The organism is Bradyrhizobium sp. 1(2017) (genome assembly GCF_011602485.2).
GTDB lineage: Bacteria > Pseudomonadota > Alphaproteobacteria > Rhizobiales > Xanthobacteraceae > Bradyrhizobium.
The window spans coordinates 5,692,433-5,706,498 of the sequence record NZ_CP050022.2; the positions used below are offsets into that span (position 1 = coordinate 5,692,433).

13 protein-coding genes are annotated in these 14,066 nt (G+C 64.0%); 5 read left to right on the top strand and 8 right to left on the bottom strand.

The features are described from left to right. Positions 1–87: 87 nt before the first annotated feature. Positions 88–924, bottom strand: a complete 837-nt coding sequence (locus tag HAP40_RS27025) for an enoyl-CoA hydratase family protein (protein ID WP_166814883.1) — start codon at positions 922–924, stop codon at positions 88–90. A 43-nt stretch (positions 925–967) separates the two neighbouring features. Further along, positions 968–1,729 carry an SDR family NAD(P)-dependent oxidoreductase gene (locus HAP40_RS27030; RefSeq protein ID WP_166814882.1) on the bottom strand — a complete coding sequence of 254 codons (762 nt, stop codon included), beginning with the start codon at positions 1,727–1,729 and terminating at the stop codon, positions 968–970. A 208-nt stretch (positions 1,730–1,937) separates the two neighbouring features. On the opposite strand from HAP40_RS27030, the gene HAP40_RS27035 reads away from it, so the two are divergent. The 5 genes from HAP40_RS27035 to HAP40_RS27055 are packed head-to-tail and all read left to right on the top strand — an operon-like array spanning position 1,938 to position 7,650. Next, entirely contained in the window at positions 1,938–2,735 is a 798-nt protein-coding gene (locus tag HAP40_RS27035; RefSeq protein WP_246741309.1) for an alpha/beta fold hydrolase, read from the top strand. A 12-nt stretch (positions 2,736–2,747) separates the two neighbouring features. After that, on the top strand, positions 2,748–4,037 hold the full coding sequence (locus HAP40_RS27040; RefSeq protein ID WP_166814880.1) for an acyl-CoA dehydrogenase family protein: 1,290 nt from the start codon (positions 2,748–2,750) through the stop codon (positions 4,035–4,037). Between the two features lie 2 nt (positions 4,038–4,039). Next, positions 4,040–5,575 (top strand): class I adenylate-forming enzyme family protein, encoded by a 1,536-nt coding sequence (locus HAP40_RS27045; protein WP_166814879.1) that lies wholly within the window; start codon positions 4,040–4,042, stop codon positions 5,573–5,575. Next, positions 5,572–6,660: an NAD/NADP-dependent octopine/nopaline dehydrogenase family protein gene (locus tag HAP40_RS27050; protein WP_166814878.1), complete on the top strand. Its 1,089-nt coding sequence runs from the start codon at positions 5,572–5,574 to the stop codon at positions 6,658–6,660. Before HAP40_RS27045 ends, HAP40_RS27050 begins: the two co-directional genes overlap by 4 nt. A 3-nt stretch (positions 6,661–6,663) precedes the next feature. Continuing rightward, positions 6,664–7,650: a 3-hydroxybutyryl-CoA dehydrogenase gene (locus HAP40_RS27055; protein ID WP_166814877.1), complete on the top strand. Its 987-nt coding sequence runs from the start codon at positions 6,664–6,666 to the stop codon at positions 7,648–7,650. On the opposite strand, the gene HAP40_RS27060 is transcribed toward HAP40_RS27055, so the two are convergent. From HAP40_RS27060 to HAP40_RS27085, 6 genes are all read right to left on the bottom strand, one after another. Continuing rightward, positions 7,647–8,693: a peptidase M29 gene (locus HAP40_RS27060; RefSeq protein WP_166814876.1), complete on the bottom strand. Its 1,047-nt coding sequence runs from the start codon at positions 8,691–8,693 to the stop codon at positions 7,647–7,649. The two genes, HAP40_RS27055 and HAP40_RS27060, sit on opposite strands and share 4 nt — an antisense overlap. 32 nt (positions 8,694–8,725) lie before the next feature. Next, complete coding sequence (locus HAP40_RS27065; protein ID WP_166814875.1) at positions 8,726–9,493, bottom strand: ABC transporter permease; 768 nt, start codon at positions 9,491–9,493, stop codon at positions 8,726–8,728. Beyond that, complete coding sequence (locus tag HAP40_RS27070) at positions 9,490–10,275, bottom strand: ABC transporter permease (protein ID WP_166814874.1); 786 nt, start codon at positions 10,273–10,275, stop codon at positions 9,490–9,492. The genes HAP40_RS27065 and HAP40_RS27070 overlap by 4 nt, the downstream gene beginning before the upstream one ends. Beyond that, a complete protein-coding gene (locus HAP40_RS27075; protein ID WP_166814873.1) occupies positions 10,272–11,117 on the bottom strand; it encodes an ABC transporter ATP-binding protein in 846 nt (281 codons plus the stop codon). The genes HAP40_RS27070 and HAP40_RS27075 overlap by 4 nt, the downstream gene beginning before the upstream one ends. A gap of 125 nt (positions 11,118–11,242) precedes the next feature. Continuing rightward, positions 11,243–12,937, bottom strand: coding sequence for a dihydroxy-acid dehydratase (gene ilvD / locus HAP40_RS27080; protein WP_166814872.1), 1,695 nt, complete (start codon positions 12,935–12,937; stop codon positions 11,243–11,245). A 74-nt stretch (positions 12,938–13,011) separates the two neighbouring features. Further along, positions 13,012–13,995: an ABC transporter substrate-binding protein gene (locus tag HAP40_RS27085; RefSeq protein WP_166814871.1), complete on the bottom strand. Its 984-nt coding sequence runs from the start codon at positions 13,993–13,995 to the stop codon at positions 13,012–13,014. Positions 13,996–14,066: the final 71 nt, after the last annotated feature.

Below are 14,066 nucleotides of genomic sequence, written 5' to 3' on the forward strand. Positions count from 1 at the left end.
CCAATTCACCCGGCCATGAAACTATTTTAAGCCTAAAATAATTTCGCGCAAGTCCCCCGTCGCGGCTTCCCCGTAAAGAGGACCGCCCTAGTCGCCCCTGAAGACCGGCTTGACCTTGTTGGCGAAAGCCTCGAAGGCGCGCTCGAAATCCGCGGTCGTCATGCACAGCGCCTGGGCAACGGCTTCCGCCTCGATCGCCTCCTCCACCGACATCGCCCACTCCATCGCCAGCATCCGCTTGGTCATGGTGTTGGCGAAGGTCGGCCCTTCCGCGATCTGCTTCGCCAGAACCTGCGCCTGCAGCAACAACTGCTCCGGCGTAACGAGGCGGCTGAAGAAGCCCCAGCGCTCGCCCTCCTCCGCGGTCATGAACCGGCCGGTGTAGAGCAATTCGGAGGCACGTGACTGCCCGATGATCCGCGGCAGGATCGCGCAGGCGCCCATGTCGCAGCCGGCAAGGCCGACCTTGTTGAACAGGAACGCGACCTTTGTGCCACTCGCCGCGAGGCGCATATCCGACGCCATGGCGATGATCGCGCCCGCCCCGGCACAGATGCCCTCGACCGCGGCCACGATCGGCTGCGGGCAGGCCCGCATCGCCTTAACGAGGTCGCCGGTCATGCGCGTGAAGGCGGTCAGCCCCTTGGTGTCCATTTTCACGAGCGGGCCGATGATCTCGAACACGTCGCCGCCCGACGAGAAATTGCCGCCGGCACCGGTGACGACGATGGATTTGACTGCGTCATCAAACGCGCAGGCGCGGAAGAAATCGGTCAGTTCCCGGTAGCTTTCGAAGGTTAGCGGATTTTTTCTCTCGGGACGATTGAGCGTGACCGTCGCGACACCCTCGACCACGGCAAGCAGGAAATGCTGCGGCGAATAATCAGCGAGCGGCACGGTGACGGGATTGGCTGGTCTGCTCATGCGATCTCCTTGGATTCCCTGTTCGGCGCTTGTCCTGCGCACACTAGATCTCACCGCCCGCTACTGCGATTGCCTGCCCGGTGATCGCGCCGGCGCCCTCGCCGCACAGCCAAAGCACCGCATCGGCCACTTCTTGTGGCGTGATCAGACGCCCTTGCGGATTATGTTTCGCGAGCTCGGCGATCGCCTGCTCGCGGGTTCGGCCGGTCTTCTTCATGATGTTGTCGATGCTGCCGGCGACCAGGTCGGTGTCGGTGAAGCCGGGGCACACCGCATTCACGGTCACATGGCTCCCGGCCATCTCAAGGGCAAGGGAACGCACGAGGCCGACCACGGCATGCTTGGCGGCAACGTACGCGCTGACATAGGCGTAACCCTTGAGCCCGGCGGTGGACGCGACCGCGACAATGCGGCCATAGGGACGGCCCTTCATGCCCGGCAGCACGGCCTGGACGGCATGCACGACGCCCATGAAATTGACATCCATCATCCGGCTGAAGAGCGCGCTGTCCGATTTCGCGAACGGAGCGGATTCAGCGCTGCCTGCATTGACAATCAGGATGTCGATCGGCTTGCGCGCACTCGCCTCGAGGATGGCGGCCTTCAACGACGCTTCGTCGGAAACGTCGGCAACAGCTGCAAAATGCGCTGCGCCAGCGCCGACGGCCTCGGCAAGGCTGGCCGCATTCCGGCCGAGCACCGTCACGGTTGCGCCCGCGCCGACGAGCGAAGCAGCTATCGCGCGGCCGATACCGCGACCTCCACCGGTCACCAGCGCGTGCGGCGAATGCGGCAATCCGGACATGCGCTGGCTCCCTGGGGTGCTGATCGTTCCCTCGATATATTTTAACCTTCAAACTTTTGCAACGAAAGCGCGGAGCGACGTCGCGAACGCCGCACGGCGACCGGCCCGAAAATTGCTTTAAGTATAAAATTATCGCTTCCCATCGTCTGCAAGCCTGTTAGCATCAAGGGGCCAAGCAAAAGGATGTCGCGTGTCGCAGCCTTCGCCAATGATAACAAAAGACGGACGCTTCGCCTACGAAGCAGCGGGTGATCCGGACGCAACACCTCTGATTTTCCTGCATGGGATTGGCGGCGCGGCGCGTGCCTGGCGGCGCCAGCTTGCCTTCTTCGGCAAGCGCTTCCACGCAATCGCGTGGGATATGCCGGGCTATGGCGGTTCGCCGCCGCTCGCGAGCGTCAGCATCGTTACCCTGGCGGACGCGCTCCAAAAATTCATTGAGCAACTCGGCGCAAGCAGGCCTGTTCTGGTCGGCCATTCGATCGGCGGCATGATCGTTCAGAAATGGCTGGTGCAGTCGCCGCAACTGGCGCGCGCAGTGGTTCTGGCACAGACCAGTCCAGCCTTCGGCAAGGCCGACGGCGACTGGCAGAAATCCTTCATCGCGGCGCGGCTCGGGCCGCTCGATCGCGGCGAAACGATGAAGTCACTGGCACCCTCCCTGGTCAAGGAGCTCGTCGGCGACGATCCAGATCCAAAGGGGATGGAGCTCGCGCGCGACTGCATGGGCAGCGTGCCCGAGGCGAGCTATCGCGCCATGATGCTGGCTCTGATGGGGTTCGATCAGCGCAGCACGCTCAAGGATATTTCCATCCCGACGCTGCTGCTGTCCGGCTCCAAGGACAACAACGCGCCTGCGCCAATGATGGCCAAGACGGCGACCTACATCCCCGGCGCTGAATATGTCGAGCTCGCCGGCGTCGGCCATCTCGCCAATCTCGAGCGCCCTGATGCCTTCGACGAAGCGATCGGCCGTTTCCTGAACTCCGTCACGGCGAAAGCGTAAGGTGATCGTACCATGACCATGCAAGTCAGCAAGACTATCGGCACAAGCGACAAGGTTGCGCTGGATGCGCCGATCTTCGATCCCGTGGCATTCCGCCTGAGCGACGAGCAGGCCGCAATCATCGCGCGCGCCCGCGAAATCGGCCAGACCGTGTTCGCGGGCCGCGCCGCGACGTACGATCGCGAAGCGATCTTTCCGACCGAGAACTATCGCGATCTGCATCGCGTCGGCCTGCTCGGTATTGCCGTTCCCAAGAGGCACGGCGGCCTCGGCGCCGACTACCAGACCTATGCCTTGGCGGCGGCCGAGATCGGCCGCTATTGCGGCGCGACCGCGCTGACCTGGAACATGCACGTCTGCTCGACCCTGTGGTCGGGTCCCCTCGCCGATGATCTCGACATGGACGCAGACACCCGCGCCGAGCACGAGCGGCGGCGTGCGGTTCACTACAAGCGCATCGTCGAGGACGGCGCGATCTATTCGCAACCCTTCTCCGAAGGTGGTGCGGCGGCCGCGGGCGGCGTCGCTTTCGGCACCGAAGCAAGGCCGGTCGCGGGTGGCTGGATCGTCAACGGCAAGAAGATCTTTGCATCGCTTTCCGGTCATGCCGACTATTACGGCGTGCTCTGCACCGAGATCGAGGAAGGCGAGAAGGCCTCGCGCCGCAACACGCTCTATCTCGCCATCCCGGCCAAGTCCGAAGGCGTCTCGGTCGTGGGCGACTGGGATCCCCTGGGCATGCGGGGAACGGTGTCGCGAACGCTCCTGTTCAAGGACGTGTTCGTGCCGGCGGATTCCGCGCTGATGCCGCGCGGCGTCTATTTCCAGGCCGCGATGCGCTGGCCCCACATGTTCCTGACGCTGTCCCCCACCTATATGGGCCTGGCGCAAGCGGCCTATGACTTCACCGTACGTTACCTCCGCGGCGAGATGCCGGGCATGCCGCCGGTGAAGCGCAGGATGTACCCGACCAAGCAGATCGCCGTCGCGCAGATGCAGATCAAGCTCGAGCAGGTCAAGGCAATCTGGTTCCAGGCTGTGACCGAAGCCCGCGCCAATCCGAGCAAGGAACAGGTATTGCGCGCCTATGCCGCGCAATATTCGGTGATGGAGGGCGCCAACGAGCTCGCCGCGCTCGCGATCCGCACCTGCGGTGGTCAGGCCATGCTGCGGTCGTTGCCGCTGGAGCGGATCTATCGCGACAGCCGCTGCGGCTCGCTGATGCTGCCCTGGACCGCCGAGCTGTGCCTCGACCGGATCGGGCGCGAGGCGCTCTACGAGGCCGGCGAGACGGACGATTGATTGTGGATCTCTGTAGTCTGATCGATCGCAACGCGGCGTTCGCGCCAGACAAGACGGCCATTGCCTTCGAAGGCGAACGGCTGAGCTATGCGGCATTCGCCGCACGCATCGAACGGACCGCCGCCGCCTTGAAGCGGGAACTCGGCGTCGGCCGCGGCGACCGTGTCGCGATCCTGAGCCTGAACCGGCCGGACTACCTGGTTCTGCTCTACGCATGTGCGCGACTCGGGGCGATGCTCGTGCCGCTGAACTGGCGCCTGGCCGTCGCCGAGCAGCTGTTCATTCTGAGTGACGCCGGCGCCAAGGTCCTGCTGCTCGAGCAGGCATTTGCGGAAGTCCTTGCCGAGCTTGGGCAGACTGCGCCGGAGGCGTCTGTCGTCGGCCTCGACTTCACCCCACCGCGCGGCACGACATTCGAAGATATGCTGGCTCGCAGCGAGGGCAGCGGCCGCAACCCGCACACCGACCTCTCCTGCCCGCTCCTCATCGTCTACACGTCGGGAACCACGGGACGGCCGAAGGGCGCCGTGCTGCGACAGGAGGCGCTGTTCTGGAACGGTGTCATGAGCCAGCACATGCACAACATGACATCCGACGATCACGTGCTGACCGTGTTGCCGTTCTTCCATGTCGGCGGCCTCAATATCCAGACCACGCCCGCGCTGCAGCTGGGCGCAACCGTCACGATCCACGCCCGCTTCGCACCGGACACCGCGCTCGCGACGATCGAACGCGAGCGGCCGACGCTGACGGTGATGGTGCCGGCAATCATCCAGGCCGTGAGCGAGCATCCCGCCTGGGTGGCGGCCGATCTCTCCTCACTGAAAGCCGTCGCGACAGGCTCGACCATCGTACCGCCGCACCTGATCGATCGGTTCACCACGCGGGGCGTTCCCGTGCTTCAGGTCTACGGCTCGACGGAAACCTGCCCGATCGCAATCTATACGCGCCTCGGCGGCGATCTCTCGCGGGGAGGATCGACCGGGCTTGCCGGCCTGTGCTGCGAGGCAAAGATCATCGATCAGGCTGGCAACGAGATGCCGGCGGGCGCACCGGGCGAGATCGCGGTGCGCGGCGCCAACGTGTTCTTCGAATATTGGGGCAATGCCGACGCCACGCGCGATGCGCTGCACGACGGCTGGTATCGCACCGGGGATATCGGCCTGTGCGATGCGGACGGCTATTTCTGGGTGCGCGACCGCAAGAAGAATCTGATCATTTCTGGCGGGGAGAATGTCTATCCGGCGGAGGTCGAGCGCGTCCTGCTCGAACATCCCGATGTCAGCGAATGCGCCGTGATCGGCCGGCCGGACCCCCGCTGGGACGAAGTCCCCATCGCCTATGTGATCCGGCGATCCGGCGCCCGGCTCGAGGCGGACGAGCTCAGAATGCACATCCAGACCCAGCTCGCCCGTTACAAAGTTCCACGCGATATCGTCTTCGTCACCGACTTGCCGCGCACCGCGCTAGGCAAGGTGCAGCATTTCCTGCTCAAGCAGCTCGATGCGCAATCGCGCGCGCAAGGAGAGACATCTTGAAGATCGCGGTTCTGGGTGGGGGAAACGGCTCTTTCGCGGCCGCGGGCGATTTTGCGCTGTCGGGACATGAGGTCCGGCTCTGGCGCCGCGACTCGGATCAGGTCACAGCGCATCGTGCAGCAGGCTCACGCATCCTGGTCAAGGACCATAACGGCCGCCACGACGTGAAGCTTGCACTGGTTACGACCGACATCGCCGACGCCATCCGCGACGTCGAACTAATCCTCTGCCCCGCGCCCGCCTTCGCGCAGCCGGACATTGCGCGTCTGCTCGCCCCGCATCTGCGGGACGGTCAGGTCGTGTTTCTGCCGCCGGCGACATTCGGCTCGATGATCTTCGCCCAGGCGGCCCGGGATGCCGGCAACCGCGCGAAGGCAAGCTTTGCCGAGACCGGCACGTTGCCCTGGTTGACCCGCAAGCACGGACCGTTCGAGGTCGCCATCACGATCCGCGCCAAACGCCTGCCGGTCGGCGTCTTCCCGCTCGATCAGGCGCCGCATGCACTCGAAGTCATCGGACGCGCTTTCCCGGGCGTGATCGAATCGTGCGGAGATGCGCTGTCCGGGGCGCTGATGAATGCAGGACCCATCATCCATCCGCCCTTGATCGTGATGAACGCCGGTCCGATCGAGCATTTCGAGCGCTGGGACATCCACAAGGAAGGCACGCAAGCCGCGATCCGCCGGGTCACCGATGCGCTCGACGCGGAACGTATCGCGGTGCGCGAGGCATTCGATTACGGTGCGCCGCACTTTCCGCTCGCTCATCACTACGCGAAGGAAGGCGAGATCTGGATGTATGGCCGCGGCTCGCACGACCGGCTGACCGATTCCGGCGACTGGCGCGAACGGATCGTGCTGACCGAGCACCGCTACATGCGGGAGGACCTGCGGCTCGGGCTGTCGCTGCTGGTGTCCGTCGCCGGCCTGGCGGGCGTCAACACACCGCTGGCCAAGGCGTTCCTATCGATCGGCGGCGCGATCTGCGGCGAGGATTTTGCGCGAGGCGGCCGAACGCTCGAGACTCTCGGGCTCGGCAATCTCGGCAAGGCCGAACTGCAGACGCTGCTTCGCAATGGATTCTGATCGATGACCAATCGCGTCAATATCGTGTGTCTCGGGGCTGGCCGCATGGGGCGCGGCATCGCCGTCGCGTTCGCTTACGCCGGGCACAGCGTCACGATGATCGACATCAAGACGCGTTCGGCCGAGGACTTCTGCAAGCTGGAAGCGGACGCGCTTGGCGAGGTCAGCAAGACCTTCGCCAGCCTGTCGAAGCTTGGTCTACTGACCGAAGCGGACGTTGCCCCGCTCATTGCGCGCGTCTCCGTGGTGGCGGCCGGTGATAGTGGTGCAGCGCTCTCAGACGCAGGCATGGTCTTCGAGGGCGTTCCTGAGGTCGTCGAACTCAAGCGCGAGGTGCTGGCGGCGGCGTCAAAGCAAGTCGGCCCGGATACGATCATCGCGTCGACGACGTCGACGATCCTCGTCGATGACCTCTCCGGCGCGATCGTAAATCCTCGCCGCTTCCTCAACGTGCATTGGCTCAACCCGGCCTATTTGATCCCGCTGGTCGAAGTCTCGCCCGGCAAGGCCACTGACCCCACCATTGTCGACGAGGTCAAGACGCTGCTTGAAGACATCGGCAAGGTGCCCGTGGTCTGTGCGGCGACGCCCGGCTTTATCGTCCCGCGCATCCAGGCGCTGGCGATGAACGAGGCCGCTCGCATGGTCGAGGAAGGCGTCGCCAGTGCCGAGGAGATCGACAAGGCGATCCGCTACGGCTTCGGCTTCCGCTACGCCGTGCTCGGCCTGCTCGAATTCATCGATTGGGGCGGCGGCGACATCCTGTACTATGCCAGCCGCTACCTCGAGGGTGCACTCGGCAGCGACCGCTATCGGGCGCCTGAGGTGATCTCGCGCAACATGAACGAGGGACGAATCGGCCTGCGGACGGGCGCAGGCTTCCTCGACTATTCCGGCCTCGATGTCGACGCCTATCGTGTCGAGCGGCTCAAGGCCATGGTCGACTTGCTCCGCCACTTTGGCCTGGCGCGGCCGCCCGTACGCAATTAGCCGAAGACGTCCTGAAGCACGCCGTCCCGTACCACCGCGACGCCGTCGAGCTCGATTGTCGTCCCCATCATTGGCAGGTCGAAATGACCCGCCGTGTAGCGGCCCGCGAACTCGTTCGCACCGGTCGAGAACAGGAAATTGCCGGATACAGCGCGAAGCTCCGTGCCATTGGTGTCGCGCTGGTCGTACATCGAGAGCGCCTCGTACCGCGCGCCGGGATTCATGCCGAAACCGACATGCGAGACGGCATAGGCTTCGCGATCTCCCCAGGCGGCGAGAAAGCTGCGCATCATCGCGGCATCGGTGCCTTCGCCGTCCAGCTCGACGACATAATCGTCCTTGAGCGTCATCTTCACCGGCGAGGTCAGGTAGCGCTTGAAGGTCAGGTTGATATCGCCAGGCGCCATCACCAGCGTGCCGTTGATGGTTCCGCTCTTGGGAAAGCTGACGACGATGCCACCCGGCCAGTGCGCCAGCGTGCCCGGCTTGTCGGTCCAGCCCCACACACCGACCGTTGAGGCCCCGACCATGTCGACGTCGAGCGCCGTGCCGGCCTTCGAGGTGACCCGCATCCGCTTCGTCCCGCGCAGCATCTTTGCCGCGGCACGAACACGCTTCTCGAGCGCGGGATCCGGCACCATCCGCTCCAGCGCCTCCGGATGCTCGTTGGAGATCACTAGGATCCGCGCACCGGCCTTCAGGATCTCAGGCGTCTCCACCGCGTGCATGAGGCCTTCGATGGTGCAATCCACCACGAAGCCGGCCTGCTGAAGTGCGGTGACGACCGGGCCGAGCCGTTGGATCGCCTCGCTTGCGCCGGTCGAGCGAACCGGAACGATATTGCGGTTGCGCGGTGTCGGCATCACCACGTGAAACGGCCGCGCGCCCATACGCAACAAGGCCAGCTCCGCAAGATGCACATTCAAAGCACGTGACTGGGTTTCCGAGAGGATCGCCGCGGTATCGCCGGCCTTGACAGCGCATCGCTCGAAGATCTCGCAGAATGCGTCAATCCATTTTGCCTCGATGCGATCAGCCAGCATGGTCCACTCCCGGTCTTCTGAATTCTTGTTTGTTACGCTTCCGGGAAGCCCCGGAGCAGGTACGATCGCACGACCCCCAAGAGGCCGTTCAGGATCAAGCCAAGCAGCGATATCGTGATCAGCGGGACGAACATGTCCACGGCCTGAAAGGTTCGGGCCGCCGTCACGAGCGCATGACCCAGTCCGTCCGTCGACGTGATCATCTCGGCCAGAAACACCACGATACAGGAAATGACAAGGCCGATGCGGCAACCGGTCAGGATCGACGGCATCGCTGCCGGCAGCACCACCTTGAAAAGGATTTCGCGGCGCGGCGTCCCTGCCGCCATGGCCGACCAGATCAGCTTCTGCTCGACGGTCGACGCACCGTAATAGGTGGACAACAGAATGGGGAACAGAGCATCGGCCGCCACCAAAGTGACCTTCGACCCGTGGCCGAACCCGAGCAGCAGCAGCAATGCCGGGTAGAGCGCGACCTTGGGCAAAGGCGCCAATACGCGCACGATCGGCCGAACCACCGCGTTGATCGCCGGACTGGCGGCGGCGGCGATACCGAGACTGACGCCCAGCACGACCGCAATCGCGAACCCTGCAAACAGCCGGATCAGGGTCGCCGCAAGCTCCTGCTGAAACGTCGAGGTCACGAGCTGCTGGAGCAGGCGGCCGAAGACGAAGCCCGGCGGCGGCAGCAGCACCGCCGGCGCGAAGCCGAAAGACACCAGGCCTTGCCACAGCGCGATCACCAGCAGGATCGGGGCGATGCCAAGAACGACGTTCGGGGAGACAAGGCGCGACATCATGAGAAGCTCAGCGGCATGTCAAACTGAGGCTCGGACCAGCGCACCAGTCTTGCGCGGACCCGCTCGAAGATCGCATCGAGGCAAATTCCCATGGCCCCCACGATGATGATCATCGCAAAGACGGTGTCGTATTGGCCCATGTCGAGCGCATTGAACAGGATGTTTCCGGCGCCGGACTGACGGGCAATCATCTCGCTGGTGATCATCGTGATCAGCGCCAGCACCAATCCCGTACGACACCCGGTGAGGATTTCCGGCAGGGCCGCCGGCAGCACGATGCGCACCAGGCGTTGCGCCGGCGAGAGCCCCATCGCTGCGCCTGACCACAGCATCTTCTCCTCGACCGCCTTGGCGCCCTCGAAACTGTGGTAGATCACCGGCAGGCTGACACCGAGGAAGATCACGAGCGTCTTGGTGATATCGCCTACGCCCAGCCACAGCATGATGATCGGCATCAGGGCCGCCTTCGGCACCGGATAGACCACCATCAGGAGTGGATTGAAGAAGGCGGCGACCGCGGCGCTACGTCCCATCAGGAGACCAAGGGGAATCGAAACGAGCACGGCCACGCCAAACCCGATTGCCATGCGGCGGAGCGAGGCCAGAATGTTGATCAGGGATTCCTTGTCGCCAAGGATATCCGGGATCACCCGGATGGCGTCGATCGCCGTCGGAAAGCTGTCATTCTTCAGGGCGAGAGACGCGACCTGCCACACCGCCAGCAATCCGATGCAGGCGAGCACCGGGGCAGCGCGCTTGACCATGGCAGTCGACGACATCATGCGGGTGCGCCGGCTTCGTCGCTCTCATCGAACATGCGCTCGATATCGACGACGTACTTCTGGTATCGTGGATCGAGCAACAGCTCGTTGCGGCGGCGCGGCCGGGGCAGATCGATGTCGATGACCTGCCGGATGCGGCCGGGAGATTTCGACATCATCACGACTTTGTCGGAGAGGAAGACGGCTTCGTCGACCGAGTGGGTGACGAAGAGCACCGTCTTGCGATCACGTTCCCAGATGTTCAACAGATCGTTCTGCAGGCGCGTCCGGGTGTGGGCATCGAGCGCACCGAATGGTTCGTCCATCAACAGGACTTCGGGATGATAGGCGAGCGTTCGCGCCAGCGCGACACGCTGCTTCATGCCGCCCGAGAGCTCCTTTGGATAGAAATTCTCGTAACCCTTGAGGCCGACCATCTCGATCAAGGCCCGGCTCTGTGCTTCGGCCTCGGCGGCGCGAACGCCTTGCTGGCGCGGTCCGTACATCACATTGCCGAGCACGGTCTTCCAAGGAAACAGCGCAAATTCCTGGAACACCGGTCCGCGATCCGGGCCAGGCCCTGCGATCGCTTTTCCCTTCATCTTCGCCGCGCCACTGGTTGGGCTGACGAAGCCGCCGACAATGTAAAGCAATGTCGACTTGCCACAGCCGGACGGACCAAGGATGGAGACAAAAGCCCCCTCCTCGATCGTCAGCGAGATGTCCGATAGCGCCACATGATCCCTGCGCGCCGAGGTCTGAAAAACCTGCGAGACGCGGTCGATCTCGATGATCGCAGAAGCCGGTTCTCGTGGCGTCACCGGTCTCACCCATTCGTTCGATCTCGAAGGCACTACCTTCATCGCGTCGCTCACCTCACTCGCGCACGGACATCGCGCGACATATCGGCTGAATGCCCGTCATCAGCGGCACGAGCTTAGCAAGAAACTTGCCAGACCGGCTGCCGCTTTCGCGCGAATGCGGCGCCTCATTCGAACCAGGGCCATTCTGCCGGGCCTTCATGCGTCACCGCTCCACCTGGCGCCTGCCCGACCAGTCGCGCATATTTTGCGAGCGCGCCGGCGCGATGCCGCGGCGGCCGTTGCTTCCAATCCGCTCTGCGTAGCGCGAGCTCCTGCTCGTCGACCAGCAGATCCATCCGCCGGTTTGCAGCATCAATCCGGATCCTGTCGCCGTCCCGGGCAAGCGCCAGTGGACCGCCGACAAACGCCTCGGGGGACACATACCCGATGCACATGCCGCGGGTCGCGCCCGAGAACCGTCCATCCGTGATCAGGGCCACCTTCTCGCCCATGCCCTGCCCGTAGATCAGCGCGGTGACGCCGAGCATCTCGCGCATGCCCGGGCCGCCGACCGGACCTTCATTCCGGATCACGAGGACCTCGCCTGCCTTGTAGCTGCGATCACGGACGGCTTTGACGCAAGCCTCCTCGTCCTCGAAGACGCGCGCGACGCCCTCGAAGAACTGGCTCTTCAAACCCGCAACCTTGATCACCGCGCCGTCGGGGCAAAGATTACCCTTCAGCACCGCTACGCCGCCATCGGGCATGATCGGCGCCCGGGAGGTGTAAACGATCTCGCCGTCGGGCGCGTTGGCCACACCATATTCTTCCGCGAGCGTGCGGCCTGTGATGGTGATGCAGCTGCCGTCGATATGACCGCTCTGGATCAGCTCCCGGATGATTACCGCAGCGCCTCCGATATCGTAGACATCCTTCGCCGTATATTTGCCACCGGGCCGCAAATTGCCGATCAGCGGCGTTCTCGCAAAAACCTCGCCGACGTCATCGATGCTGAAAGCGATGCCGGCCTCATTGGCGATCGCCGGCAGATGCAGTGCGGCATTGGTCGAGCCGCCGGTCGCGGCCACGATCGCGGCACCATTCTCCAGGGATTTCCGCGTCACGATGTCGCGCGGCAGCGGCCCGCCGCGTTCCAGCATCTCCATGATCAGCCGGCCGGCGCGCCGCGAGATCTGCGCCCGCTCCGCATAGACACCGGGCACCATCGAGACGTTGGGGATGGTGAGGCCCATTGCCTCCGACACCATCCCCATCGTGTTCGCGGTGAACTGACCGGCGCACGCGCCGATGGTCGGCAGACAGGCCCGCTCGATCCGCTCGAGCGTGGCACCGTCGATCTCGCCCGTCATGAAGCTGCCGACGGCCTCATAGGAGTCGAGTACCGTCAGCGTCCGCCCGTCCACGCGCCCCGGAAGCGAGCTGCCGCCATAAATGAAAATGGATGGCACGTTGCAGCGAACCATGCCCATCATCACGCCGGGAAGCGTCTTGTCGCATCCGCCATATCCGATCAGCGCGTCGTAGGCGAGACCGTGCACGACTGCCTCGATCGAATCCGCGATCAGCTCGCGCGAAAAGAGAGAGAACTTCATCCCCTCATGATTCATGCTGATGCCGTCGGAAACCGACACGGTCGAGAATTCCCGCGGTGTGCCTCCGGCTTCCTCGATTCCGGTCTTGGCCGCGGCGACCTGAAAGTCGTGGGTCATGTTGCAGGGCGTCTGCTCACCCTTCATGCTCACGACGCCGACCATCGGCCTGGCGATCGCGGCATCATCGAGACCCATTGCACGCATGAAGGCACGATGCGGGGCTCGGTCGAGACCGTCCGTGGTGACCCGTGATCGCAATTTCTTCATGCGTGCATCTTCTTCATGGTGCGCCCCGGATGACCCGCGACGCCACGACCTTGTTCGAATGAACGACTGGCCGGCTATTGCAGCGGAGCGACGATCGTCGGATGCTTGAACTGCGCGGCATCCAGCTTCGGCAGCATTCCCGTTTCCGCATAGATGTCCAGCATCTTCTGAATCGCGGGGAAGTTCGGCGCCGCCCCCGGATCGCGACCGAAATCATTGTCCTTGAGCAGATAGGTCTCGAGCACAGGAACGGGCGCCTTCAGCACCTCGGACACGACTTTCAAGGTTTCTTCGCGGTTCGCCAGCGCCTTCTTCATGCCCGACGTGATGTCGCGGACATAGGCCTTCACCACCTCCGGATTCTTGTCGACGAAATCGGCACGGCAGGCTTCCAGGATGTGCACGATGTTCGGCATGGCCTGCGACAGCGAGAACAGCTTTCGGGTGCCGCCCTTCGCCTCGGCGCGCGCGGCAAACGGCTGGTTCATGTTGACCGCATCGACACGGCCTTGGCGGAGTGCGTCCTCGGAGACGGCAAAGCCGACTTCGACCAGCTTGATGTCCTTGGCCGGATCGACGCCGTTCTGCTTCAGGAGCAGGTTGAATGGCCCTTGCGTGCCGCCGCCGATCACGGAGATGCCGACCGTTTTGCCCTTGAGATCGGCAATGGTCTTGATCGGGGAGTCATCCTTCACCGCCCAATAGACCGAAAAGCCGCCGGGCTTCTCGAACACGTGCTGTGCCACGATGTAGGCCTTGAGATTGCCGCCGACCACGCCGTTGGCGAGCGACAGCGGCGCCTGCGTCGCGCAATCCAGCGCGCCGGCTGCCAGTGCCTGCGTCATCGGCGCGGTGCCCTGAAACTGGGTCCATTCGATGTTGTAGGCTTTCCCGATGTTGGGAAACTCGGCCGGGCGGCGCATCATCCAGTACTTGGACTCTTCGGCCGGAATCGTCCAGCCGACACGGATCGTCTGCTGCGCCCGTGACGGGCCTGAGCCCGCGATCACGGCCGCAACCGCTCCCAATGCCAGGACCCACCTCGAAACGGTTCGCATCGTGCCCTCTCCGCTGCTTCGGCGCCGACCGGCGCCACCCAATCCGACCGGCCCAAATGTTTCATGGTTCA

Excerpts from the sequence above, each read along its gene's own strand:
- HAP40_RS27025 (WP_166814883.1), bottom strand. The coding sequence starts at position 924 with ATGAGCAGACCAGCCAATCCCGTCACCGTGCCGCTCGCTGATTATTCG.
- HAP40_RS27030 (WP_166814882.1), bottom strand. The coding sequence starts at position 1,729 with ATGTCCGGATTGCCGCATTCGCCGCACGCGCTGGTGACCGGTGGAGGT.
- HAP40_RS27035 (WP_246741309.1), top strand. The coding sequence starts at position 1,938 with ATGATAACAAAAGACGGACGCTTCGCCTACGAAGCAGCGGGTGATCCG.
- HAP40_RS27040 (WP_166814880.1), top strand. The coding sequence starts at position 2,748 with ATGACCATGCAAGTCAGCAAGACTATCGGCACAAGCGACAAGGTTGCG.
- HAP40_RS27055 (WP_166814877.1), top strand. The coding sequence starts at position 6,664 with ATGACCAATCGCGTCAATATCGTGTGTCTCGGGGCTGGCCGCATGGGG.
- HAP40_RS27060 (WP_166814876.1), bottom strand. The coding sequence starts at position 8,693 with ATGCTGGCTGATCGCATCGAGGCAAAATGGATTGACGCATTCTGCGAG.
- HAP40_RS27065 (WP_166814875.1), bottom strand. The coding sequence starts at position 9,493 with ATGATGTCGCGCCTTGTCTCCCCGAACGTCGTTCTTGGCATCGCCCCG.
- HAP40_RS27070 (WP_166814874.1), bottom strand. The coding sequence starts at position 10,275 with ATGATGTCGTCGACTGCCATGGTCAAGCGCGCTGCCCCGGTGCTCGCC.
- HAP40_RS27075 (WP_166814873.1), bottom strand. The coding sequence starts at position 11,117 with ATGAAGGTAGTGCCTTCGAGATCGAACGAATGGGTGAGACCGGTGACG.
- ilvD (WP_166814872.1), bottom strand. The coding sequence starts at position 12,937 with ATGAAGAAATTGCGATCACGGGTCACCACGGACGGTCTCGACCGAGCC.
- HAP40_RS27085 (WP_166814871.1), bottom strand. The coding sequence starts at position 13,995 with ATGCGAACCGTTTCGAGGTGGGTCCTGGCATTGGGAGCGGTTGCGGCC.